Below are 25,093 nucleotides of genomic sequence, written 5' to 3'. Positions count from 1 at the left end.
ATAAAAATGTTTCCGCGGTTGCCATTTGTAAAAAAAATGTTCACTATATCCATTATCGCAAAAAAATCCCCTTATAAAAGGGGATTTCCTATCATTTATCTATGCTTTTTTATAGCATGGTATGCATACCCTGTGAAAGAAGTAATAGATTTAAGCAAGGAAAGTTTTTCAATTTTCCTATATACATACCAATTTCTTTTTGCTGTCTTAAGTTTATTACTTGAAATGGAACCTTCTACCTTTCGATAATAGGCTAATGTTTCATCCAATCCATAGGCTAAATGGCCACGTTTTAAAATATCCAGCCAAAGGACAAAATCCTGCCTTGTCCTAATATTCACCATCTCGATGCGTCCAATCATTTCCTTATTAAGAACCACCGTTAAACAGCCGATGATCGTATTTTTTAATAACCCATCATAATCGATATTTTCAGGAACATGTACAATTTTACCCGTACGTGTTCCATTCTCCTCCATAATTTCATATGCAGTGAAAGAAAATGGCAAATTCCCTTTTTCCATAAAACGGACTTGTTTCATTAATTTCTCTGGATGCCAAAGGTCATCACTATCCAAAAAGGCAATATATTTCCCTTTAGACAACTTGATGGCTGTATTTCTTGCTACAGCTGCTCCACTATTTTCTTCCAGATTAACGAGACGGATACGGCTATCTACTTCAGCAAACTCATTAATAATTTCTACGCTGTTATCCGGTGATACATCATTGATAAGAATCATTTCCCAATTTTCAAAGGTCTGTTTTTGAACAGACTTGATGGTTTCGGCAATAAATTTTTCAGCCTTATACACTGGAGTAATAATTGAAACTAATGGTTGTTCTTCCATCATAGCCTCTCTCCTTTCTAGTTTTAGATTCAATATAGTTCCTCGACCCTACTGTTTTTTGTAAGCAAACATTTCCTTTAATGCAGCCAAATAAAACATAAATGGCCTTTCCAAATGGGAAAACTTCTTCAGGAATAAGGCAGTCAACATGATCAAACCTGTCCCTGTCCCAAAAATTTGTTTGAATAAAGGACCCTTACTCATGAAAGACTTTAAATTAAGTCTTGATTGTTGCGAAGGTTTGGCATGGTAAACCACAATTTGATTATAAAACCCTAACTGATAGCCTTTTTTAAATAGGTTAGACAGCATGATATTTTCCTCACCGCTCGGATATTTAGCTCCTAAACCAAAATATTCATTAAACAACAATTCATTTTTATTTATTTTATTTAAGTTAATAAAGATTTCAATGGATGATCGTTGCAATACTTGGCGCATATTCAACTTCTCGATTGGCTGAACTGGATAGTTTTTATAATAGGCGTTTTGTGCTGGATCGAATATTTGAAAACATACTACATCGGACTGAGGATGATCTTCAGCAGCCACCTTTACCGTTTCAAAAGCATTTTGTGGATACCAGCAATCATCATCTGAAAATGTGACAATATCACCAGAAATATAAGGAATCGCCTGGTTTCTTGAATAGGAAAGTCCCTTCTTGTTTAATTGGATATGCTGTATGTTCATAGATTCATTATATGGCTTGATATCCTTTGATACGATGTCATGATGATCCTGTGATAAGACGATTACTTCTAAATTTGTATAGGTTTGTTCTTGAATGCTATTTAATAATCTGACAAATTCAGGACTTCTTGTTCCAAGTGTTGGTATGACAATGCTGAACTTCAATTTATTTCCCCCTTCTTTTAGGGTGCAGAAAATTACATTCTGATTCTATCCCACTGATGAATTATATCAAAAACATATAAATAATTGAAACTTCGATCGTCATTTTGTCATTGAAATGAAAAGAATAATTAGATTGGAAAATTTCAAACTAAATTCAATTTGTAAAACGGACATTGAATTCATGAACCGTTACTATTTCTAATGCTCTGTAGAGTTTACCTTTCGCCATAATTAAGGTATTCTTTAATATGTCCTCTTACAATTAGAAAAAGTAGGTGTAAAACTTGAAAAAAAACAGCATTGCTAGTAATGCAGTTTATTTATTTTTCGGAAATGTCTTAGTAAGGTTTTTAAGTGCTGCTTCGACTATTTTGGTTGCCCGGCATTTAGGAACCGAAGACTATGGTATATTAAGTATTTCATTGGCATTTGCTTCTGTCGCTGGTTATTTTACAGATTTGGGTTTAACCAACACACTCATACGCGAAGGAACGAAGGAAAATGCTTCTATACCAGTTCTTATGAGCAGTTTTTTTAAGGTAAGGATTATTTTTTCCATCTTAACTATTATCATCTCGCTAGTCATTGTCAATATACTTTATGATGATCAATATATTGTCTACATCCATTACCTTGTTTTAATTCCAAGCATTATCGGTTCCGCTTTGCAATTAATGGGTGCCGCCTATTATCAATTGATAGAGAAGATGCACTTTACGGCGTTAATTAGGACAATAGCAAGTTTGACTACCGCTGCAGCTCTAATCCTAGGAATGTTATTCAGATGGCCCTTAACCTATATTGCACCGGTCTACGGGCTTGCAAGTGTCATCGCTGGTTTAATTTCGTTTGGAATTGTGATTAAACACGTGAATATTTTTAAGGGATGGGACAAAGGAATCTTAGAAGATATTTGGAGTTTTACCTTAACCGGGCTATCCATCTTGTTATTACCGCAAATTGGTCCGATTATCATAGAAAAGTCTTCAACGTTAAAAGAAGCGGGTCTCTTTTCAGCAGCCTATCGAATTCCATCCTTGGCTTACCAAATACCAGGTGTGGTAGCTGCTGCCTTTTATCCCGTTTTATTTAGGATGGGGAACAACAAGGAATTTGAAAGCCATTTAAATTTAAGTATTAAAGAAATGAAAATCATGAGCTTTCTTGGTGTAGCGATGGCCATCCCCTTTTTATTTTACAGTGAATGGTGGATCGACTTTTTATTCGGAGAAAAGTGGGGAAGAGCGGCATTGCCTTTATCACTCTTATCCCTGCAGATTATCTTACAGTCCTTTAATTATCCAATGGCTGATGCGTTAACTACCACTGGGAAACAAAAATACCGAATGAGCATTCAAATATCTACATTAATCATTGGAGCGATTCTTTATTACGTTTTTAGTTCCCATTATGGAAGCACAGGCGGGGCTATTGCAGCGCTATCCAGTGAATTTATTATGTTTGTGGCATTCATGATTTTCCATCACAATGGAATCAAATTAATTACCCATGGAAGCGGCAAGGTCGTCTTATCCTTTGCCATCATTGCAGGCATTTACTTTATATTAGGAAATCACATCCATCCACTCGTTTCCAGCATTTTACTTGATCTTATTTTTGTGATACTACTGCCTCTGATTGATAAAGAACTTAGAAGCGAAATCGATAAAAGAATCCTTTCAAAAATTCGTTCAAAAAAGCAAAAAGAAGTTATGGAATAAAGAAAAAGGGTTGGCCTCGTCGGCCAACCCTATTTTTTACTTATTGATATTTCATCTGCCAGATTATTACTGCCAGTTACCTGCAGAGTATAATTCCCGTAGGTTGCTTTTTCTCCAACAGGAATCCCTCTCTCTTTCAACTCCTGAAAAGAAACATCTACTGGCAATCGTAATTCCACGATCTTATTTTCTTTATTAAAGCCCATGTATGAGTTAAAACGTTTATAGTAGTAGTAAACATCAACCTCTCCCTTACCTTTAAATACAAAGTTAGGTTGATCATACTTGTATAGTAAATCTTTCTTATCCGTACCAATTGGAGCAGGAACATCCTCCAATAATCCCATTTTAACAAAATTTAAAAATTCCTTGGATAATACTTTATGATTATTCTTAGTAAAATTCACTGAAAAAGTTAATAGATTGGATTGGGCAATAAATTGATCATCTGCATCTTGAACTTGGTCCTGCTCCACAGGAATATTGGTTACCATCTGTTCATACGGAACTAATTTATTTCCAATCATTATTTCTTCAACTTTATCATTGTTTACTTGAAGAACCACTTTCTGATCGTTCATTTGAAAAAAGACAAAAGACATCTGTTGATCTTTTGGTTTATATTCGTATACACCAATATCTTTTAATTTAGCTAAAACTCGTTCTTTGGTGGTACCAATCGTTATTTTTTTTAACAATCGAAACTTCGAATTCGTTGTAATAATATATTGAGATATTTGATGATCTACATAGACAGTAAGCTTTTTGTCCGGAAATGAATAAAGCGGTCCCTTTTCCTCGGCAGGAGTATTGATGATACCTTCAATATTATGGATATTCTCACCAATACCAAAGCCGAACACGGACAACTCATTACCAATGGAAGTGTACTTAGTACTTTCCACTTCCTTTGTCTTTAATTTTATACTGCATGCAGATAAAAAGATGGACATACAAATGACGATTAATGACATGCTTTTAAATTTCAAGTTTTCCACTCCATTACTGCTGTTTTTCTTTTTCTTTTCCTTCTCCAAGCCTCATTAGTAAAAATACAATTAAAAGAACAGCCCAATATCTTGGTGTTACAAAATCAGCACGATAGGAGGATGTCACAAGCAAATGAACAAATTCGATAAGTGCGATAAAGTAATATTTATTTTTCCTTCCCTTTTTAAGTAAAACAAACAGGATACTTAAAAGGGCAAATATTACAATACAAACACCGGCAATCCCATTTTCAAAAAATAAATCAATATACATATTATTAGATGATGTTGCAAGGCTTACCTTACTGGGTGAGATCTTAGTGAAATGTAAAAATTCATAAGAGCCCGGACCATACCCGAATATAGCTGAAATCAAAGAATGATCGAATAACCAATAAAAAGGCATGATATACATATAAATTCTAGTTGATGACTGCGGATTAAAAAGGTTTGGCATTCTTCCTAAGATCGGACTGAAAAACTTCTCAAAAAGCCCGGGTTTTAACAGTATTACTCCAACAAGGACGACGACAGCGAGAATGACGATGGCCCACAAATATTTCTTAGGAACCTTCGGATGAAAGATCAGATATAGAAAAAGAAAGCCTACCAATAACATTAAATTAAAATAACCGCTGACTGAAAAAGAGAAAATCAAGACCACCATGGTTGGAATAACCAATAATAGGACATACATCCACTTTTTCTTAAAGGCTAAATAACCCAAGATGAGCATATCGATTAGGAAAGGACCTAGATAGCTTGGTTCATCCGCAAAAGAGGTTAAACGGAAATTGAAAAAGCTTGTCCCCGTTACACTATGGATATAAGAGCGCGTGGTAATATCAAGAAACGGAATATCAATGGAGAAATATAAGAGCTGCCATATTCCCACTAGAACTAATATGAAAATGGACAAAGGATAAACTTTGATTAAGTTTACGATCCTTCTTTCCTCCATACGAGAGAAAATCTTATATCCGTAATAAAGCATAATTAAAAAGGTTGCATAATAAATGGTTCTTGTTAACATGGAACCCTTTACATATGAAACATATTCTACACTTTTAATGACATTCAATGTATAGATAGCTGAAAAAATAGATAAGACAATTGCAAGAAGGAAAAGAAAAACAAACTTCTTTAAAGACCGATCAGAATACTCTGCTGTTTGTCCCTTCCCTTTCACTAAATAAAAATAATAAACAAGAATGAGGAAACTTATTCCAAGTGATAATAATGCAGGAGTTGGAATAGGTAACATATGAATAAACAGATAGGATGTTGTGAATTGGATGAAAAATAGATAGATCCCAAAGACCCAAATGATGCTTGTCTGAATGAAAGTCTCGCGACGCTCAAAAATACTGTTGTTTCCCATGAAAAAGCTCCTTTTTGAAATAACTCGGATTATCGATTGACATACTTAATATCTTTTAAATAAAAAACAGAACCCCTCTTGGCCCATTCAGTCATATACATTAATTTCTGCTTATCATTAAAACGATATAACAGATGATCCACCTCGACATAAGACGTTCTTTCGTTTGAGGAAATGATTTTTTTAAGGACTTTAAAATCTTTTTCTGAAACATCATTATTTGAATTTAAAAGAAGTTGAAATTGTGACCAACTCATATCATTTATGTTATTTCGTATGTATTGGTCTGCTTCAATTAAATTCCTAGACTTTAAAGGTTCTCTACCGCATGCTGACAAAATCAAGATTGCACTTAACCCGAGAAAAAAAAACATTTTTTTCATTGTTGTACTCCTTTTATCCCTTCAAATATAAACAAAATAAATTGGGGTTCAAAAGATTTATGTATAACCTAAAGAATCAAGAATCAGACGGTCATTTTCCTTTTCAAGCTCAATGCTCTTTTAAATACCCAAAATACAGCTTAACAAATTTTGATAAATTTCTCCATAATAATAAATATACATATTAAATTTCCCACTAAATTCAGAATTTCACCTATTCATCTGGAGTTAGAGGATGCATTAATATTATTGTTTGGTTTATGAAAACAAAAAATGCACAGAAAACCCGAATAACACACAATTAGTATCTTTTCCCTTTAGATTGCTTACTATCTCTTCTGTTCGGTGTTGTGTAAAAATCCAATAATATATAAGCTACTAAAATCCAATAGTTTTTTTTATTTTCCAATTATTCCTTATTGTATAAAAAAAGCTTGCATAAGAAATAAACTGCCATAACAATAGTAGTTATGCAGGCAAAATAAAAGTTCATAAAATATGTTAATGCCATCATAATAATAAAAAAATATCTTCTGAACGGAGCAATTGCGTTTTTATTATCAGAAGCATATTATTATTATTATTATTATAGTGTCAGAGAAGGCTCACTTGTAATACCCAGGATAGCAAGGTAAAGAAAGCTTTAGAAAATAGGCAGAAAAGGATACAAGAAGCTATTAATTTATTATCAATTTATGCAACCAATTAAAGAAGGCAGAAATGCAAAAGGAGTATTTAGTTAGTGAAAACACCTAGTATTTTCTAATCTCGGCAAAAGGCTTCCTAAAATTTTTGAAATAGAGTAATGCGTAAGATAATGAAATAGGGTGATATAAGTGAAAAGTAAATTGGTATTTCTTCTTCCTTCCTTTGATGAAGGAGGGGTTGAGAAAGTAACTATTAACCTTGCTTATGGCTTAAAAAGCAAGGGGTATGATGTTGATTTTGTTGTTTTTAAAAAACAAGGGGCATTCCTTTCAGAGGTTGAAAAGGATTTTAACATACAGGAACTTAATGTAAATCGATCCTCCGAAAGTGTTTTTAAATTAGTTACATACTTTAAACAACACAAACCGGATATTTTCTTTTCTGCTAAACATTATATTAATACTAATGTTTTGATTGCTAAATTCCTCTCACGAACAAAGACAAAAATTATTGTCGCAGGTCATGGGATGTTCTTTGAACGTACAGGTCTGCTGCAATTTTTAATGAAAGTAACATACCCTAAAGCAGATGCAATAGTTGCCGTTTCAAACGGAGTAGGCGAAAATATTAGCGAAATTACTAATATTTCTAACGATAAGATTACTGTCATTCATAATCCTGTAATTAATGAAGAATTCATTCTAAACTATCAGCAAACAAAAGCATATGAGAAACCTGAAGGTTATAAACTAATTGTTTCTATTGGCAGGCTATCTCCTGAAAAGGATTATACAACTCTTATAGCCGCATTTCACATGGTCCGCCAACATCTTCCAGTAAAATTAATGATTATTGGTGAAGGCCCTGAAAGGGATAAACTTCAAGACTTAATAAACAAATTGAACATTATGGAGGATGTATCACTCCCAGGTTTCAAAAAGAATCCTTTAGGTTATCTTAAAGCAGCAGATCTCTTTGTACTATCTTCTGTAACCGAGGGTTTACCAACTGTATTAATTGAATCTCTCTATAGTAAGACACCGATTGTTTCTACTAATTGCCCAAGCGGACCAGATGAGATACTGTGTAATGGTGAATATGGTCAACTAACTCCTGTAGGTGATGCAAAACAACTTGCCAAAGCAATTGAGCAATCTATTCTGGAAGCAGAAAAAGATGGCTCTAAACTTCGTAATAGAGCCTTTGATTTCACAAGTGAGAAAGCGATCCAGAAGTACGATCAACTAATAAAAAGGTTATTATAAAAAAAAAAGAGGAGATCCCTCTTTTTTTTTATAATCATTATTATTTTTTTATCTTCATTGTAAAATATTTTACATTAAATAAAAAATTGTAGTTGTATACAAAATTTTTATTTATTGAAGTTCCCTAACCACATACTGTGAACTAATCCAACCATCTTTTCCATTGGAAAGTTCTATTTTATACCAATTTTGAGTCGAGTCCATGGTAGGTTTTTTATTCTCATCCAAAATCAACTGAATATAATTGTTAAGATCTACATTACCAATAATATTATTTGCTGTAATTTCCGGAGTAGAACGAACATTTACAGTGCTAGCGTTTGAAACTCTACCCAAATTCAGGACACTAAAGTACTTTTGGTAGCTAGAAAAGTCTATATTACTTGTCCAATAGTCAGCACCATTAATTTGCACCTTTAATTTATATTCATTTGTTTTTTCAAGAATAATAAAAGTTGATCCTGCTTTAATAGTATTAGCGAATAAATCTACTTTTGCCACCGCTTGGATATTATTAGGAAATATGTCGCTTCCTACTGGAATTCCAGGAAGACCAGGAATGGTGGTGTTAATGACTGCATTTGCATAATAATTTTTGTCATAAGGTAACATCTTTTGCATATGTTGTGCTATAGCATTAGCCCAATTCGGATCAGATGCATACCAATAATTCATACCGATACTTTTACTTGCATCTCTAGTACCATCAGATCCATTAGTCCGATAACCAAGGAAAGCTCCCTCAAAATGTGTACCTTTCGGATTTAGATAATCCGATTTTATTTTTTGAGCAATATAGTTTATACAATCCTCAATTGTTGCAAAACGATAAGCTCCTACAAAAGGAGTAGAATCAAAAGCCCCATAACCAAATAAGTTCATTTTTCCTAAGGAAATGTTGGAGGTTCCAAAACCACTTTCATGGATAGCGTGAGCTGCCAGGTATAACGCATTTACACCAAAATTTTTCCCTGCATCAATAAATGCTTGACCTTTATTCAGTAACACACTTGGCCGGCCATTTACATTCGCAGCGATGTATGTATTAATCTGACTAGCAGTTACAGGAGAAGTGGTTCGTAAATCAATAAACTTATAATCGTCTGTTTTCACATATTCTTTTAAGTAAGTCCCAGAGACATATCCCGTTTCACCGTTATATGTTATTTTAAACCATCCATCACTAGTATTCTCCGCAGATGTCACTGTGGTTCCGTTTGGAATGACACCAAGAATAGAGGATGAAGGATCACCTGATTGCCTTAAATTTAAATCACCTGTAACTAAATATGTTTTCTCTGTTGATACCAATGGATTTTCGATACTTTGTGGAGCAGATTTTAGAACGCTTCCTTGTACATAACCGGTTTTACCTTGATAGGTTACTTCATACCAATTTCCAATGGTCTTTGCTGAGGAGATCATTGTATCTTTAGGAAGATCTATCAATTTCGGATAAGCATCTCCAAATGATGCGTATAAATATGAATTGCCTATTAACTGATAATTGGTTGTAGTAAAGGATTTAACAGCACCAGCCGAGACATCACTATTTATCACATACAAATTTTCCCCATTATAGGATACCTGATACCAAGTTTCTCCAATGCTATTCACTACTTTTTGAGTAGACAATAGACCATTTCCTGTTGCAAGAATGGTAAAGGCTTTATTCTTTCTATCCGGAGTAGGGTATAAACTCACATTTTTATTCGTAAAATAGTAAGTTTCACTTGTATTACTATATATATAGTATTCCTTTAAATAATCCCCGCTTAACCAACCTGCTACGGTAACATTTTTACCATTGCTTGTGTAAGTATATGAAACCTTGTACCAAGATCCATTTTTCTCTGAGGAGGTAAGAATTTTTCCCTTAGGAATCGTTGTAATAGTTTTATAGTTTGTTCCTGCTCCTGAACGCAAATTCAGATTGGTTGTTGTTTGGTAGGAAGTTTTAACTAGAGTTGTTGATACAGCTGTATTTCCACTACTTTGCTGAGCTGCTTTAAGATCAGATCCTGGCACATATCCTGTTTTACCTTGGTAAGTTACTTCATACCAATTTCCAATGGTCTTTGCAGAGGAGATAATCGCATCTTTTGGAATCCCCTTCAATTTCGTATAAGCATTTCCATATGAAGAGTACAAATAAGAATTCCTTATTAGCTGATAATTGATTTTAGCAAAGGATTTAACAGAAGCTGCGGTAACGTCACTACTTATGACATACAAGGACTTACCATTATAGGTAACTCGATACCAAGTTTGTCCAATGCTGTTTACAACTTTTTGAGTAGATAATAAACCGTTTCCTGTAGCAAGAGTGGATATTGCTTTTTTCTTTTTATCAGGTGTAGAATATAAACTAACTGTTTTATTCGTAAAATAATAAGTTCCACTTGTATTACTATAAATATAGTATTCCTTTAAGTAACTCCCAGTTACCCAACCCGTTGTGCTAACATTTTTTTTATTGATCGTGTATGTATATGTAACTTTGTACCAAGATCCTTTCTTCTCTGACGAAGTAAGAATTTTCCCTTTTGGAATCGTAGTAATAGTTTTAAAGTTTGTCCCTGCTCCTGAACGTAAATTTAGATTCGTTGTTGTCTGGTAAGTAGTTTTTATGATACTATCAGCATAAACGTGCCCTAAACTATTAGATGCATAGGGAATCATCGCACCGCTCCCTAGCAACAAACCGGTCGATAGGACCATCACTTTCCCCATTTCCCTCAAATAATCCACTTCCTTTTTATAAATTTTTATGAAATATTGGAAAATATTTCGAAATTTAGTTTATTATCTCGTATTACGACTGTTTTTTAAATAGATTTATGTCACAATTTGTTGCAAAAAGAGGAAAATAGGTATATTTACCTATTAATATATTAATATAAATTTTATTACCTGTTAATATAGTAATTTTAGATAAATTTTCATTATTAAAACATTACTCCCCATGTTTTTGATCCTACAATCCCATCAACTATTAATCCATGAAATTTTTGATAGGCTCTCACCGCTGCTTCTGTCTTAGGGCCAAAAATGCCATCAACGGTTATATGAACCACTCTCTGAATTAGCTCGACATCTTTCCCTGTGGATCCTCTTAATATTAAATGACCAGGAAAAGACACACTTTTCTGTGTATGTTTATGATTAATGCCACTACCTACCAACTGTATAAAGTCATACCAGTCCATCGCCTTTCCTCCGTTCCGAAGGTATATAGGGCAGTTTTTCCCGCTCCAATGGTTGTGTTGGACAACATTTGCAATGGGAATATGATAGGTCTTCATCAACTGATTCGTTACTTCCGCAGCATTTGCTACGGCCTTTTTAAAATCGCCATCACTGTTTACACAAATTTCAATATGGATGGATGAGGTATTGCCTGTCCCACTTCTTCCATCTCCGGCAGCCCAAGCTACCTCATTAAATGGGATGGATTGGATTGCTTCATGGTCATCAATTTGAAGATGCCAGGAGGCCGAACGGTCATTCCCCCGTTCCTGGAGTCTTGCATGTGCTTCGGCATCTGCACCTGGGTTTGGATTATCTGTTTCATGAATGGTGATGTATTTAGGGACCATTTTGATACCCGGACGTGTGTCTGTATTAGATGCAGGAATAAACCGTTGAATAATGTTCATACATATCCACTCCTTTCATCTATATTTATGCAAAACCCCATGATTTGGACAGGGCTATTGTTACTTTTTGCATTTCTTTTCACAAATCATTAGTATGGAAGTAATCATATTAAAAAGATTGAAGGGCTAGTATGGAAAAGTTACTAAAGTTTGGCCTTGTCGGGGTCGTGAATACGTTGATTTCAATCGGCTGTTATATTTTGTTTGTAAAATTAGGCATGCACTACATTGTCGCAAATATCATTTCGTATCTAATTGGGTTAGTAAATAGCTATTATTGGAATAAGAAGTGGGTGTTTAAAAATAAGGAAAACCATCTTTCTGTTTTTGCTAAATTTGTGATTGTCAATTTAGTTGTGCTCAGTTTCAATACCTTATGTCTCTTCTTATTTGTTCATAAATGGGGATTCAATCAGTATCTTTCACAATTAGTGGCAACTGCGCTAGGAATGGGAATCAATTTTATTTTAAATAAAAAATGGACGTTTGAATCTAAAATGAACAACCAGAAACAAGTGAACTAAATCTTTTTGAAAAAATATGGGTATTTTTAATTAATAATTTGCGAAAATCTATACATATTAAAAGAGGTTCCGCACTAAAAGCAGAACCTCTTTTGCTATTCGGCCGCCTGCACCCCTTCAACCGTTTCCAGCTGATGCAGCGCGCGTTTTCGGTTTAATTTTTCTAATGTTAGGAGAAAGACATGGACAATTAACACGGCCAAGGCCATTAGTTCCACAGCGGAATCAAGATAGTACCACGAAAGCGTCGCCGTTATATCGTAAAGGGAATGAACGAGGACCGTCACCCAAAGGCTCCGCGTCCACAATAGGATCAATCCGAATAATAAGCCCATATTCGCAAAGGTAACAATGGCTCCTATCTTCACTCCCCATGGTTCAACGGAATCTAATGTGTGGTCGATCCCGAATAAGATAGAAGTGAGAAATAAGGTCATCATCAGAAAAAGATCTCTTTTCCCGCTTGCCCATCTGTTTGGAAAGAGCTTTTTACATACGACCAGCAGGAGGATGATATAGGCAAGGCGCCAAACCTCCTCTAACCCTGCGAGTGCATCCGTATATAAATCTGCGCCAATGTCATCTACTTTTTCAAAAAAGGTGGAAACGGGTTCGGCCTTTTTCTCTGAATCATCTGCTGTTGGTTTTTGTTCAACAACGTCCATCTGCATGTCGGTATAATCTTGAACGTATTGATCATAATCTGCGTTAAAATCGTTGAAAGTGTTGGATGAATAGATGTTAATGATCGTGCTTCCGATAAAAAAGACTATGAAGGCCCCGGTAAACTTTAGGACATGCTGTCGTTTTGTTAATCGGAACCGTTCTGAACTGCTAATCCGCGGGTGCAGTTTTAGACCGACAAAAAAGGAAGATACCATCATCGCATCATAAAAAGTGCCCGCCAAATAGCTGAACCGGGTTAAATAAAGGAGCACTTCAGCCCCTATGGTTACAACCAGCATGGCAAAGAGTAACTTGATTGAAATCGGTTTGGTTAAGTTTGTTGTCATCCGCGTCATTCCCTGCCTTATTGCTTATTTTAAAATCGTTACTGCTAATATTCCGAATCCATTTAATAATAGCAGGAATAGCAAACAGCCTAAGAGCCATTTCCAGGTTCTCTTCTCCATTTTGTCTCCTTAAATAATTATTGTTTTTAAACACATGTTTACTGAATCTATTAATAGATGATAATAGTAATAATTTAGCATATCGGCAGACAAATATCATTACAATGTTGTTTCCATTATTATTTGTACTTGGTGATTTTTTTGGTTTGCGGTACATAAGAATGTACAAGCTAAATGTCCATTACTAGTGATGGGAGGTTATGAAATGAGGCGTTTTATTTCTTTAATTCTATTGGTTGTTATCATCTATGTATTGTCTGCAACAAATCCAGGGCGATCGGAATATATTGACTGGGTTAATCACAAAACAATGGATCAGTCGTCGAACCTGCTTAAAAGGGGAATCCTCTCCATTGCAGGAAAGTCTATCTTTGATGCCGGGACTACAAAATCCGATTATGTTGTTTTTTCCATCTACAAGACAGACTTTTCAGATGTCGGAATGGGTAAGATGACGACGCTTGGGATATTTAATGAGTTTATTCCGCTTTCCAGTCTTGAAAAAGAACAATGAAATCAAAGGACCGAATGGGCTAAAACCCAAACGGCCTTTTTTTATGAACGGCTAATGATCCTCTCGTTAACTAAGAACCTCTTAAAGTCCGGGTCATTTCGATATTTCCGCCCAATCAGTTCGATGGTGCGGACTTTAAGACTGCCCCAGTCCAGGTCAGGGTTTGCATGGATGATGCTGCAAAGCCTCTGGATCCGCTCTTTTGGCAAATCCGGAAGGAACTCTTCAATAAAGGAAGAGAATTCGAGGATATAGAGCTTCATTCGTAAGGCCGTATCCGCTATGGCAATCAGTGCATCTTCTCCAAAATCACTCATGATCTTCTCACGATTGCGGATAAAGTAAGTGATACACCTCTTAGTGAACCGGGCTCGTTTTTTTTTTAATACCTTGAGTGCATATTTCACAAAATTTTTGTCATATGACGACGGAATCAACCTTTCAAGCTCGGGTTCAACGCCACTTCTTAATGGTAACTTGTTTAACACGATTACCTGCCTTATTTTCACTTCATCGCTATAAACGAAGTCACCTATTTCACAAAGTTTTTCATATTCCGCCTCTAACTGTCCCTCACTCTCAGCTTCTTTTGCAAGGTTACTGTCAAACCGAATTCCCGCCTGAATTTTCCGTAAATCCTTCCTAAGCCGTTTTTTCAATTGATAATGATATTCACTTTTTAAAAAGATGGACGTTACGATGATATAGCTAATACAAAACATCGCCCCGCCAGCCAAGTAGTACATGATTTGCGCCGTTGGGGCGAATAGGACCGCCAGGCCGGTTACGGTGAGAATCCAGATGGCTTCTAAAATGAAGCGTTTCATCACACTCTTTCTAACAAGCTGGTCGACTTTTTTATAGTACTTGCCGCAAACCGGACAAATCGGGTCCTTAAGTACCGAATAACGTTGACATTTCTTACACATTTTTAGTTTTTGAAACTGATAGTTTTCATTCTTAGTAGGCTTTCCATTCCGTTTAGCCAAAGGTATCACCCTCTGTCAGCATAATCTCCAATTCCTCGTCAAGATCTTCGAAACTTCCATTGCTGCGTTTATTTTTTCGTAATTTATAGGTTTTATAAATCAGAATGAAAACTAGGATGCTGGTAAAAATCAACCCATACATGGGTTCTCCCCCTTCTTCAACAATAAAAACCTGGGCAATTCTCTATTAGGCATCTTTCTAAAGGACTAACTTTATCATTCTAGGGAGTACTGCTAGGGAATATAATGACAACAATTGGGATGGGCTTGGAGGTTATTCACTTTTAGAAAGAGATACTGCTAATGGAGGTGGCACCACATGTTTAGAAAGACAATTAGTAGTTTCATCATACTGGCGGTTATTTTCTGCAGCATTAGTTATCTTAATGTACGCGCGGCAAGTCCGTTACATTCCACCTCACGAATGGAAGGAATGCTTGTTGTGGACGTCAGTAATTCCATGAAAGACAGCGATCCGAATAATATCAGTAAGGAAGCGATGAAGATGTTTATCGATATGTCATCGCTTGAAGGAGATAAAATTGGGGTCGTTGCCTACTCGGACGAGGTGATGCGAGAGAAAGCGCTCGAAAAAATCGGCTCGGAACAAGATAAAAATGAATTGAAGTCGTTCATCGATTCACTTGAGAAATACACCTACACAGACTTATCCACCGGGGTTTCTGAGGCTGAAAAGATGCTGGGGTCCAGCCATGAAGAGAATTTCACCCCATTGATTGTTCTGCTTGCGGACGGAAATAACGAACTGAATCCGCGAAAGTCCAAAACAATTTCTCAGGCAAATCAAGACCTCCAATCCGCAGTCAGGCAGGCAAAAGCAAAGGGCTACCCCATTTATACGATTGGCTTAAACGCGGATGGAAAGCTCAATAAGGAAGTTCTGAGGCATGTGGCGGATAGCACAAATGGGAAATTTTTTGAGGCCACTTCAGCGGAGCAGCTTCCTAAGATCCTGAGTGAAATCTTTGCCCGGCATTTTAAGTTAAAGATTGTCCCAGTTTCACAACTAATCGGGACTGGCGCGTATCAGGATATCAAGATTACCGTGCCAAATGAAAACGTTCGGGAAGCAAATATCTCCCTTATGTCTGATCAGCCTGTTGAGATTCAGCTGATTAACCCTTCCGGAAAAGTGGTGGAGATTCCATCTGATCAGGTCGTGCTAACGAAATCAAGAACCTACTCGATGGTCAAGCTGCTGAAGCCCGTTCAGGGGGATTGGACATTGAGGGTAAAGGGCGTCCCACAGGATAAAATCGATATCAATCTTATTTTTAACTATGATTTACAGTTGAAATTAGCTGCTTTTGCCAAGGAGAGCTACAAAGCTGGTGACACGGTTCAAGTTCGGGCCTTCTTTGAGGACAACAGCACGGCCCTTAAGGATAAATCTTTTTATCACTCGATGAAAGGTACACTGTTTGTCAGGGACCTCGATAAGGGAAAAACAGAGGAGTTTTCGTTAGAACCTGGCAATGGTGGATTTTCTGGTAAGTTTAAGCTTGGCAGCGCTTCTGCCTATGAAGTGATGGTGAAAGCAGAAGATAGCAGCTTTTTCCGTCAGACGATCCCACAGAAAATTACGTTGAAAACAGCACCCGCTGCCCCTGTAAACGAGAAACCGGGCAACGCGACTGACGATGGCGGCAAATCCTTCCCCTGGCTTCCGATCGGCGGGGCTGCCGCGGGTGTCATCTTACTGGCTGCGCTCGCTTCCCTGCTTTGGTCCAAATTAAAGAGCAGAAACCGCAGGTTCAGCGGACAGATGGTCATTGAAGTCAAGGATGAAGAAACGGGTGAACGGATCAGCCCGCAATATAAAAAGTTGAAAGCCTTTAAGGGGAAATTCCGTCTCCATCAACTTTTATCCCTGGCACCGGAGTTTGCGGAAACCGACAAGCTTATATTCAAACCACTCGCAAATGACTCTTTGTTACTTATCAATTACTCTAATTGCAGCATAGAAAAAAACGGTCGGGCCCTCAGTGCCCAAAAAGGCCTCACGATCAAACGAAACGACCGTCTGCGCATCATACCAAAGAAAGTCAATAAATCTATCTACATTGAGTATATTTCATAAGGTGACAGGCACCGTTTCTAACACCGAGGGAGGAATAATAATGAAAGCTAGTGTAAGAGAACATATTCAGCAGTTGGATGTTTCGTTAGGCGGAGGGATTATTTCGGAGAAGATCCGTGTCGATACGATCGAGAATCCCATGCTTGTCATCGGTCTTGGCGGAACAGGGATTGATGCCTTGCTCAGGCTTAAATACCAGGTGAACCGCCGCTTTAAGCTGCCGCAGGATCCTTTATCCAAGAAGAAAAAGGAAAAACCCAACAATATTGAGTTCCTGGCCTTTGAAACCAATGAATATGACCGCAACAAAACATACAAAAGGATTGGTCTCGATCCAAATAAGGAGTTCGTCCTCCTTTCTAACCCTGAGATCGGCGGCCTGCTCCAAAACCGCAGCACACTCGAGCCGTGCATCAAAGAGTGGCTGTCACCGGAATTATCGATCACAGATGGTATCAGCGGTGCCTCCGGTGTCCGCCAGGCCGGCCGGCTGCTGCTGTTTACAAAAATCAACCAAGTGGTACAAACGATGGAACGAAAAATTGAGTCGGTTCTCGAAGGGACAAATAAGCGGCTATATGTTTTCATTTTGACCGGTGTTTCCGGAGGCACCGGCAGTGGATGTTTTCTTGATATTGCCTACATCACGCGCGGAATCATGGAGCGAAAATTTGGTCCGACCGGTATCGATAAAGTCAGCATGCTTGGGTATCTGTTCATGCCGGATGTGAATCTGTCCAAACGCGGCTTAAGCTCCCATACGGTCGAGTATATCGAGAAAAATGGCTATGCTGCCCTAAAAGAACTCGATTACTGGATGAATTGCGACGAACGAAATGAACGTTTCAAAATGCAATATGGCAGCATCTTAGACGTCAACTCTCCGATGCCGCCATTTAATCTTTGCCATTTCATCTCAGGAACGAATCTGGAAGGGAAATGGCTGGAAAATGCCTATGATTACTGCATGAATGTCACCGCTGAAAATATTACCAACTTCATGGCCAATGAGGATAAGAAATCGAGCGAGGAATTTGCCATCCATGACTATATCAGCAATATCCGCACCAATATCGCCCAAATGCCAAAGCCTTATGCCGCCAACTATCAATACAATATTATCGGTGCCTCGATGGCTGAAATTCCAGTGGAAGAAATGACCACTTATATCGGCTTTAAACTATTTGAAAAAATGAAGAAGATGTTTGAAGCGGAACCGGACCAAACGGATGTAGAGAGGCTTGCGGAGAAACTGCGTATTGACCCTGACTCCATTCATCAGCGGTTCAATGAGCGTGTCCCTGAGCCCCTTTCAGGGTACGAGCACAGCGAACGTTTTTCCTATAACAACGTCATTAAATCAGCGGTGATTAATCTTGATGAAGAACTGGAGAGAGAATATTTAGTAAAGGCGAAAGAACAGTACCGGAAATGCAAAAAGCAGCTGCCAGGTGAGAGCCTCGAGGAGTTCCGGCGCCAAATGGAGCGAATCTTTCTTAGTCCAGAAAAGGGTCCCATCTATGCATCTAGGTTAATCTACTCCAATGACAGTTTCTGTCTGTTAAAAACCTTAAAGGGATATATCGAGCGATTGCGTGACCGATTGGAACACGTGCCGCGTGCCATTCAATCGGAACAAGATTACGCTTATACCAAGCTCGAGGAGGCAAGGAGTGCATTCCTCACCAAAGATCGCAAGAAGAACGCCTATATCGAAGCAAAATTAAACGAATTCTCTGCTTGGGCAGAAAAGGCAAGACTCGAAGAAATGATTGAATTTTATGAGGAACTGTACCAGCTTCTTTACAACCAGAACAACAAAATTTATGAAGTCTATCAAGAAATCTTACTAACCTTGAAAAATATCTTTGAAAAAAATGCCGGTATTTTAATAGAAAAAGAGGAGATCAATCAGGATACCCCCCTAACCTATTATTGGCATTTGGTCAGTATTCCTGATACCTCCCCAGAGATTCAGCGGATGTTTGATTCGAAGGATGGCGAATTACTGCTGCAGAAATGGTCGGAAATGCTCCTTGAAAAATCAGCCTATTGGATCAAAGAACAAGATGTCGATGTGGTTGGCACCGTGTCTGAGTTTCTCACCGATCAGTTCGGAGATTTGATTACGAAATCGATGGAAGACTTCCTGCGTCTGAAGTACGGCGAGGATAAACCAATCGATAAAATTATTGAAGAAAAGATCGCTGCCCGTTTGGACCGCGACGCCCTGCCAGTATTCCACCTTGCCAATAGCAACGGCCAGCTCCACTTCCCGCAATGGGGTTTTGTGAGCGTACCAGTAAAAGCTCCCCATATTTATAACGGGATTAAAAATTTTGAAAAGCACTCGTTAAGCCATTCCCGCTTCACCATTAAAGAAAGCGAGCTAAGAAATCGAATTTTCTGGTTAAATACAAAAAACGGGATTCCCCTGTTTGCCTACTCGCCTTTAAAAATTTACGAGGCATCCTATGAAAAGACGATCTTAGAAAAAGAAGGAGTGGGCCGGCACCTAGTGCAGACAGAAAAGGAAAACTGGCTCTACCTCCCCTCACCTATCCCGGAAAAATCCTGGGGAGATACGTACCAAAACCCGCGGGTGAAAGAATATAATGCCGGAGTACGGGCCCTTTTCGATCAAGCGTTGGAATTCGGCTGTATCACGGTGAAAGAGGACGAACGGAATACCAGCGCCAAATACCGGTGCCATTTTACCAAAGAGTTAAACAGACGAGCCTTTTTCGCCAAGTATGAGATAGACCTAAACAAGCTGGATAGAGCCAGTCTTGGAAACTTACATCAAATGCTCAGACAGCTGAAGGAATGGTCCGCAGGTGGCATGGATCCTGAAGGCAGCTGTGATATTTTCGGAAGCACCAACTTAGAAATGGCCAAAGAAAATGTGATCCGGTCCCCTAGGTTGATTGAAAAATTGAAACGAGAGGTTCGAAAATATCAATTTATTCAAGAAATGATAACGGAAATTGAACAATTCATCTCCCTGCAAAAAGAGAATGAGAGACTTAAAAACCTGTATATTCAGGCCATTTACACCCATACGATAAAAAAAAGAGGAGCCCTTTACGTTTATGATCATGGAGTGGAGGAAGACGCGTGGGAGCCGCTGGTTAATCTAACAAAAACCACGAAATTCGTCGACTATGAAATCTTTCAAGCATTGAAGGCATTAACCTCAAAGCAAAAAGCACAGCTTGAAAAAAAATCGGAGCAGAAGAGCCATGAGTTAATCCTACAAGAAAGCGCGGCACAGTTAATCTTCGCCTTAGAACAAATGGCAGACACCTTTCAAAAAGAAAAGGAAGCCCTTGATTATGAATACAAGGATTTGGTTAATGGCGAGGAAGTGTACAGCTTCTATAAAGAGATGATGATCAAGGTGCAGGAGATGCTTAGACAGCTAAGATCATAAGAACCTAGAGGCCAATAGAAGGCCACACGCATTTCAATGTATGTGGCCCGCCTCATTTCATGTTTTTTAAGGAGGTATACACTTGTGCAAGACCTATTACAAAAATATGCCGATTCCTTCGCCATTCAACTTGAAAAAATAAGTCAATCCGAAAATGTGCAGCGCAGTGTCAACTATCCGATTGTTTTTTTATTTTTAGGCGACCTTGTTAAGGATGCCCTATTAGCTATCAAAAAGTTGAACAAGGAAAAATGGCATAACAGTAACGGAATCTTATACTTTCATGCCTATCAAACTGAAACCATCCTTGCTGATAATCTGTTTTCACTCCAGCTGGCGAATAATGGCTTCGATCGCCAATCACAACGGAAAGAGCTGGTAGAGACCTTTTACCAGGATGAAACGATGCTGATTGAACTCAATAAAATCTTTCGGAAGCTTACATCAAAGCTTGCCGAATATGGAAGGTCCTTTTCTTCGCTCCAAAAAGTAAACCTTTGTGTGGTAACTGCCGTTCATGACCCAGCAAATATCCTGATCCAAGAATTCACCCTTCTTCTCAAAAGCATCCTTCAGGAATCGTTCCGAATCGTGGAGGTGGATTTATTCGGGCTGTTAATGGAAAAACAGGATGGTGAGAACTTTGCCTTCACCACATCACTTGGGATCAGCTTCCTAAAAGAGTTAGATCATTATCAACAGAATGATTATCATTTCGAAAAGGACCTTCAGCTGACAGAGGACCATTTAAGATTGCCCATTTGCCATCCCCCATCCCCGCTCTTTGAAGTGGTCTATTTATTGAGCGATAAAAATGAAAATGGTCTGATTAAGGAGGAAGCCGTTCAACAAAACTATGAATTAATCAGTCATCTAAACCTGTTGAAGAATCGCAAAATATGGACCGAGCATCATGAAAAAATGAATAGTTATTCTCACCAATCTTTTAAGCGCGCGATGAAGGGGAATGCAAGGGATCCTGTTTATGCATCAGCCGGATTTGCTAAGGTGACACGGCCCAATAAAGCGATTGTTCTTAATGCTGCGAGTCACTTTTTCCAAGATTTATTAGAAACCCTAAAAAGACAAAGCAAGCAACCCAGGGAGAAAATCCTTCAGCTCTTTGATTTATCTGAGTCTTCTTTTCAAAAATATTATGAGCACTTCCTTCCTCCAGCTGACCGGCTTTATGACATGCTTGGATTAATGAGAGTTAGCAATTCCTATAAGGCCGTAAGGAAAATGTCACTGAACGAGACAGAAGAGTTTCTTTACGAAGGTGGTACGGAAACTTTCTTTTACCAGAACTTCGAAGAACCCGTCCGTGAATTTTTAGGGATTTTAGACCTAAGGGAGCAAATTGAATGGTGCTTTTATGAAAATGTGATCAATCATGAACAGTACGGAATCTATTGTGCTTATAGTTGGACAGCGGACAACGTTCACTCTGAGTCAAATGTATTGAATGCGATTAGCAAGCTTGTCCAAGAAACAAAACAGGAACAGTTAAAGCTTGAAGAACATCTGGAACTAACTTATCAGCAAATCGTGGATCGTTGTGATTTTAATAAAAGCTATCTACCTTTTTCAGCCAAGAAAAACCTGACCAGTTTTGTAGAATACTTTTTCAACGAAGTATATGGGACCAAATACGAACTGTTAAGGCTTAAAGTGAAACTGGCGATTTTAAATCAATACCGAACGGTGCTCAAGGGACTGCACCGCTCATTGCAGCCAAAGATCCGACTGATGAACAAGGTGGATACCTTCCTGAAAAAGACCGCGGCGGATAGTTTATTTGATTCCGATGATGATTTAGACAAGAATATTGCCCAATATTACTCAAGAGTGATTCAGCTGATTACAGCAAAGTTAAAGGAAAAACGAGGGCCCCATTTCTTTTTGAATGAACGTTTTTTTAAAAACCTCTATGGTTATCTGGAAGACGATCAACCTGAAGTTCTTTTGGAGCGACTGTTGGTTGTTTGCGACCGGGAGATATTATCCCAGGAAGAATTCCACCGTACCTTTGAAGATGAATTGCTAGAAAGAGCCAATGTGATTACCGATTATGAAAACAGGGAGATTCTCTCTAAAGAGGAATTGTTTAAAAAATTATATCTTCGATTGGACGAAAGTTCGTCGATTCACATTGAAGTGTTCAACTACACCCAAGTGAACCGTTATGAAGAAAAGTATTTTTTTGGCGACTTTTACAGTCAGTTCATGCAGTTTGCTTTAGAAAAAGAACATGACACACGCCAATGGAAGGTGGGCTGTGTCCATGAAAAGAAAACAAGCGGGATTGAAAAGCTTACCCTCATGGGAGGATTCACATTAAAAGACCTTATGTTTTATCGCAATGGTGAGCGATATTACAAAATATATACGGATAATGGTTATGAATTCCACTCCAAAGCGGAAGCGTCCGTTTAGCGGCGTATGGACTGGAGCGCTTCGACTGAGCACTTCAAAGAAATAGAACTAGGGGTGATGTGTGGTGAACTGGGAACCGATTCCTTCCCCTGATGATGAAATAAGGGATATCAAAAAATCAATAATCGATACGAAGGTGCACGTACAATGGTACTGGCCAAGTGAAATTGATTTTGTCTATATTCATCAAACTCCTGCAGACCAGGGTGAATCCCTAAATGAATTCGAACCACATGATTTAAAGCTCTACACCCGTGAGGAATATAAAGCCAACCAAGGGCTCTTATTTAACCTAGAAACACTGGGGAGGATTACTCTCCGGATTTTCCCTGGGAAAAAAGTAGACGGTCATCTGATTGTCTTTCGACAGGATAATGACCAAAATCATATTTATATCAACGGATCAAGGGCAAATATTTATTTTTCAATCACCTATAGACAGAAACTCTTCCAAACTCGTAAAAAAGTAAAGATGATAATTAATACCGAGCTGCCAGTCAGTAAAGAGCAGCTTGTTTATGTAAAAAAAATCGGCGCCGTTCCCCTCTCATTGGAGGATGGAACCATCTATCCATTTTTCCGGGACATTGTTCCCGGAAAAACCATCCTCCCAGAAATTGAAATAAATAAACATGAGTTTGTTGGAATTTTTCTAACTAAAAGAAAAGATGCTACTCAACCCTTCGAGCTGATACCTGAATAGGGGGTCCACCCATGTTCTCACTATTAAGACGACTCTTTGAAACTAAACCACCATTAAAGGAAAGACTACCTTTTTACGATATCGTCTGCCCTTACTGTTTTTTTAAATTCCACCATGAAGAGGTGGTTTTCAGGGCGGCCCATTATCGTGACGACGATGAGGAAATGGCACTCCAGGAGGATGAACGTTTGAACGATTACCGTGCCAAATTTGGACTTGCACCGATTGACGAACTTGAGGCGATTATAGATCCTTCGAGAATCGCTGATGAACATAAGATCTATTCCAATAACGTTCTGATGGGGGTTTCTGATAAATACTCGGTGGTAACTAGAAACCGCCTTTGCCCGGCTTGCCATTACGATTTGCCTATCACGGCCGGAAAATATCCAAGCAATATCGTCTCGATTGTGGGTGCAACCTGCCGGTTTAGCTGAGGAGGAAAAACATTCTTTAACAAGTTACAATCAGTTAACTGGTTTATATCTAACATGGAAAAATGGTGATTTCGATCTTTATTTAAATGATAAACTTCGATTTTTAAATAATCTGGTTAAATACCTGCAGTTAAAAAGTGAGGAAAAATCAGAATTAGTGGAACTGTTTTTGAGGATTTTGGATAATGAAAAGATGGATGATGATTGGTCAATGGCACGTTTTTATACAGAGTCTGTTGTGTCAGTAAACAGTCTAGTGAGGTTTGATGAGGTATGTTCATTTTTACTAGAGACACTCCGTTTTTATCAAAAAGACCCGCTTTATCTTGAGCTTTGGAAGATCATTGAACGTGATAGGCTTACTTATGAGTCATTAGTCTGCACCATCAGTGAGGAGCCAGACTATGAGTACTTATTAAACCTTTACCTTAACCTGCGTATAAATGATATTAAATTGGAGGAAATAGCGTGTTTGGGGGAGATTATTTCAAATGAACTTTTGATAAAAGTGAAGGGTGAAACCACACGGGATCATCTTCTAATTCTCAAAGTTCTTTCCAAACTACTGAACTTCCCAACAGAATCGGCTTCACAATTTATCAAGCTCTTAACTAAGAATGGGCGTGAACAGCTTAACAAGACACTTCAGAGAATACTTTGTGAATTATCATCACCTATACCAATACAGTTATTTTTTGTTGCCTTTGAAACCAGTGATGATAGCGTTGATTACCCTAAGTTATTAGATTTTCTAATTGACCATTATAACGAGAACACCATGTGTTCGATTATAAAAGAGAATGCCCACCTTGTTGCAACGGATTTACTCTATAGAAAATCCTTGAAAATCTATTTTATGACTCATCCAAATTCGATTTGGAAGGATAAAAAATGGCGTAAAGAACTGCAAGATGTTAATGATGATAAATTTAAACTTTTAATAAAAGAAGTAGAGAAAGACACCGCCAATCCACTTGTTAGGTTCCTAAAAAAGAATGGAATTAACTTTTAAGGACTTTTTTTTTAATAGACAAAAAAGGGCAGCTACATTTAGCTGTCCTTTTCCGT

General features: G+C 37.9%; 19 protein-coding genes and 1 pseudogene. 10 read left to right on the top strand and 10 right to left on the bottom strand.

The window, feature by feature from the left end; genetic code table 11:
* Positions 1-95: 95 nt before the first annotated feature.
* Both AAHB15_RS10890 and AAHB15_RS10885 read right to left on the bottom strand, forming a co-directional pair.
* Complete coding sequence (locus tag AAHB15_RS10890; protein ID WP_446715857.1) at positions 96-854, bottom strand: glycosyltransferase family 2 protein; 759 nt, start codon at positions 852-854, stop codon at positions 96-98.
* A gap of 45 nt (positions 855-899) precedes the next feature.
* Positions 900-1,709: a glycosyltransferase family 2 protein gene (locus AAHB15_RS10885; protein WP_342042376.1), complete on the bottom strand. Its 810-nt coding sequence runs from the start codon at positions 1,707-1,709 to the stop codon at positions 900-902.
* Positions 1,710-1,993: 284 nt separating this feature from the next.
* Here AAHB15_RS10885 and AAHB15_RS10880 point away from each other — a divergent pair, with 284 nt between their 5' ends.
* On the top strand, positions 1,994-3,430 hold the full coding sequence (locus AAHB15_RS10880; protein WP_335574453.1) for a flippase: 1,437 nt from the start codon (positions 1,994-1,996) through the stop codon (positions 3,428-3,430).
* 29 nt (positions 3,431-3,459) lie between these two features.
* Here AAHB15_RS10880 and AAHB15_RS10875 read toward each other — a convergent pair whose 3' ends face one another.
* Genes AAHB15_RS10875 through AAHB15_RS10865 form a run of 3 tightly spaced genes read right to left on the bottom strand, consistent with a single transcriptional unit; the run spans position 3,460 to position 6,183 of the window.
* A complete protein-coding gene (locus AAHB15_RS10875) occupies positions 3,460-4,419 on the bottom strand; it encodes a hypothetical protein (RefSeq protein ID WP_335574452.1) in 960 nt (319 codons plus the stop codon).
* A 13-nt stretch (positions 4,420-4,432) separates the two neighbouring features.
* The gene (locus AAHB15_RS10870) at positions 4,433-5,800 is read right to left on the bottom strand and encodes an O-antigen ligase family protein (RefSeq protein ID WP_342042375.1); all 1,368 of its coding nucleotides are present in this window, start codon (positions 5,798-5,800) and stop codon (positions 4,433-4,435) included.
* A 29-nt stretch (positions 5,801-5,829) separates the two neighbouring features.
* Positions 5,830-6,183, bottom strand: coding sequence for a hypothetical protein (locus tag AAHB15_RS10865; RefSeq protein ID WP_335574450.1), 354 nt, complete (start codon positions 6,181-6,183; stop codon positions 5,830-5,832).
* 836 nt (positions 6,184-7,019) lie between these two features.
* On the opposite strand from AAHB15_RS10865, the gene AAHB15_RS10860 reads away from it, so the two are divergent.
* Entirely contained in the window at positions 7,020-8,096 is a 1,077-nt protein-coding gene (locus AAHB15_RS10860; protein WP_342042374.1) for a glycosyltransferase, read from the top strand.
* A 111-nt stretch (positions 8,097-8,207) separates the two neighbouring features.
* On the opposite strand, the gene AAHB15_RS10855 is transcribed toward AAHB15_RS10860, so the two are convergent.
* Together AAHB15_RS10855 and AAHB15_RS10850 are read right to left on the bottom strand one after the other, a co-directional pair.
* Complete coding sequence (locus AAHB15_RS10855; RefSeq protein ID WP_342042373.1) at positions 8,208-10,778, bottom strand: SH3 domain-containing protein; 2,571 nt, start codon at positions 10,776-10,778, stop codon at positions 8,208-8,210.
* 266 nt (positions 10,779-11,044) lie between these two features.
* On the bottom strand, positions 11,045-11,755 hold the full coding sequence (locus AAHB15_RS10850) for a peptidoglycan recognition protein family protein (protein ID WP_335574447.1): 711 nt from the start codon (positions 11,753-11,755) through the stop codon (positions 11,045-11,047).
* A gap of 131 nt (positions 11,756-11,886) precedes the next feature.
* Here AAHB15_RS10850 and AAHB15_RS10845 point away from each other — a divergent pair, with 131 nt between their 5' ends.
* Positions 11,887-12,279 (top strand): GtrA family protein, encoded by a 393-nt coding sequence (locus AAHB15_RS10845; RefSeq protein ID WP_335574446.1) that lies wholly within the window; start codon positions 11,887-11,889, stop codon positions 12,277-12,279.
* A 95-nt stretch (positions 12,280-12,374) separates the two neighbouring features.
* Here the strand turns inward: AAHB15_RS10845 and AAHB15_RS10840 are convergent, their stop codons facing one another.
* A complete protein-coding gene (locus AAHB15_RS10840) occupies positions 12,375-13,292 on the bottom strand; it encodes a CPBP family intramembrane glutamic endopeptidase (protein ID WP_335574445.1) in 918 nt (305 codons plus the stop codon).
* A 325-nt stretch (positions 13,293-13,617) separates the two neighbouring features.
* On the opposite strand from AAHB15_RS10840, the gene AAHB15_RS10835 reads away from it, so the two are divergent.
* Complete coding sequence (locus AAHB15_RS10835) at positions 13,618-13,926, top strand: DUF4359 domain-containing protein (RefSeq protein ID WP_335574444.1); 309 nt, start codon at positions 13,618-13,620, stop codon at positions 13,924-13,926.
* Between the two features lie 41 nt (positions 13,927-13,967).
* Here the strand turns inward: AAHB15_RS10835 and AAHB15_RS10830 are convergent, their stop codons facing one another.
* Together AAHB15_RS10830 and AAHB15_RS10825 are read right to left on the bottom strand one after the other, a co-directional pair.
* Positions 13,968-14,915, bottom strand: coding sequence for a hypothetical protein (locus AAHB15_RS10830; RefSeq protein ID WP_342042372.1), 948 nt, complete (start codon positions 14,913-14,915; stop codon positions 13,968-13,970).
* Positions 14,908-15,057, bottom strand: coding sequence for a hypothetical protein (locus tag AAHB15_RS10825; protein WP_186446545.1), 150 nt, complete (start codon positions 15,055-15,057; stop codon positions 14,908-14,910). The genes AAHB15_RS10830 and AAHB15_RS10825 overlap by 8 nt, the downstream gene beginning before the upstream one ends.
* A gap of 177 nt (positions 15,058-15,234) precedes the next feature.
* Between AAHB15_RS10825 and AAHB15_RS10820 the strand changes: the two genes are divergently transcribed.
* From AAHB15_RS10820 to AAHB15_RS10795, 6 genes and pseudogenes are all read left to right on the top strand, one after another.
* Positions 15,235-17,016, top strand: a complete 1,782-nt coding sequence (locus AAHB15_RS10820; protein ID WP_342042371.1) for a vWA domain-containing protein — start codon at positions 15,235-15,237, stop codon at positions 17,014-17,016.
* 40 nt (positions 17,017-17,056) lie between these two features.
* Positions 17,057-20,449 (top strand): tubulin-like doman-containing protein, encoded by a 3,393-nt coding sequence (locus AAHB15_RS10815; RefSeq protein ID WP_342042370.1) that lies wholly within the window; start codon positions 17,057-17,059, stop codon positions 20,447-20,449.
* A gap of 84 nt (positions 20,450-20,533) precedes the next feature.
* Positions 20,534-22,885: a hypothetical protein gene (locus AAHB15_RS10810; RefSeq protein ID WP_342042369.1), complete on the top strand. Its 2,352-nt coding sequence runs from the start codon at positions 20,534-20,536 to the stop codon at positions 22,883-22,885.
* Between the two features lie 64 nt (positions 22,886-22,949).
* On the top strand, positions 22,950-23,588 hold the full coding sequence (locus tag AAHB15_RS10805) for a hypothetical protein (protein WP_335574439.1): 639 nt from the start codon (positions 22,950-22,952) through the stop codon (positions 23,586-23,588).
* 11 nt (positions 23,589-23,599) lie between these two features.
* Positions 23,600-24,010, top strand: a pseudogene (locus tag AAHB15_RS10800) (hypothetical protein); the annotation flags it as partial.
* The gene (locus AAHB15_RS10795; protein ID WP_342042368.1) at positions 23,997-25,037 is read left to right on the top strand and encodes a hypothetical protein; all 1,041 of its coding nucleotides are present in this window, start codon (positions 23,997-23,999) and stop codon (positions 25,035-25,037) included. The pseudogene AAHB15_RS10800 and the gene AAHB15_RS10795, both read left to right, overlap by 14 nt.
* Positions 25,038-25,093: the final 56 nt, after the last annotated feature.

Source organism: Bacillus sp. OTU2372 (assembly GCF_038440275.1).
GTDB classification, from domain to species: domain Bacteria; phylum Bacillota; class Bacilli; order Bacillales; family Cytobacillaceae; genus Neobacillus; species Neobacillus bataviensis_B.
This window is presented reverse-complemented; position numbering and strand designations above follow the sequence as displayed.

Coding starts and splice junctions, on each gene's coding strand:
- AAHB15_RS10820 (WP_342042371.1), top strand. CDS start 15,235: ATGTTTAGAAAGACAATTAGTAGTTTCATCATACTGGCGGTTATTTTC.
- AAHB15_RS10845 (WP_335574446.1), top strand. CDS start 11,887: ATGGAAAAGTTACTAAAGTTTGGCCTTGTCGGGGTCGTGAATACGTTG.
- AAHB15_RS10890 (WP_446715857.1), bottom strand. CDS start 854: ATGATGGAAGAACAACCATTAGTTTCAATTATTACTCCAGTGTATAAG.
- AAHB15_RS10815 (WP_342042370.1), top strand. CDS start 17,057: ATGAAAGCTAGTGTAAGAGAACATATTCAGCAGTTGGATGTTTCGTTA.
- AAHB15_RS10850 (WP_335574447.1), bottom strand. CDS start 11,755: ATGAACATTATTCAACGGTTTATTCCTGCATCTAATACAGACACACGT.
- AAHB15_RS10835 (WP_335574444.1), top strand. CDS start 13,618: ATGAGGCGTTTTATTTCTTTAATTCTATTGGTTGTTATCATCTATGTA.
- AAHB15_RS10865 (WP_335574450.1), bottom strand. CDS start 6,183: ATGAAAAAAATGTTTTTTTTTCTCGGGTTAAGTGCAATCTTGATTTTG.
- AAHB15_RS10840 (WP_335574445.1), bottom strand. CDS start 13,292: ATGACAACAAACTTAACCAAACCGATTTCAATCAAGTTACTCTTTGCC.
- AAHB15_RS10870 (WP_342042375.1), bottom strand. CDS start 5,800: ATGGGAAACAACAGTATTTTTGAGCGTCGCGAGACTTTCATTCAGACA.
- AAHB15_RS10855 (WP_342042373.1), bottom strand. CDS start 10,778: ATGATTCCCTATGCATCTAATAGTTTAGGGCACGTTTATGCTGATAGT.
- AAHB15_RS10825 (WP_186446545.1), bottom strand. CDS start 15,057: ATGTATGGGTTGATTTTTACCAGCATCCTAGTTTTCATTCTGATTTAT.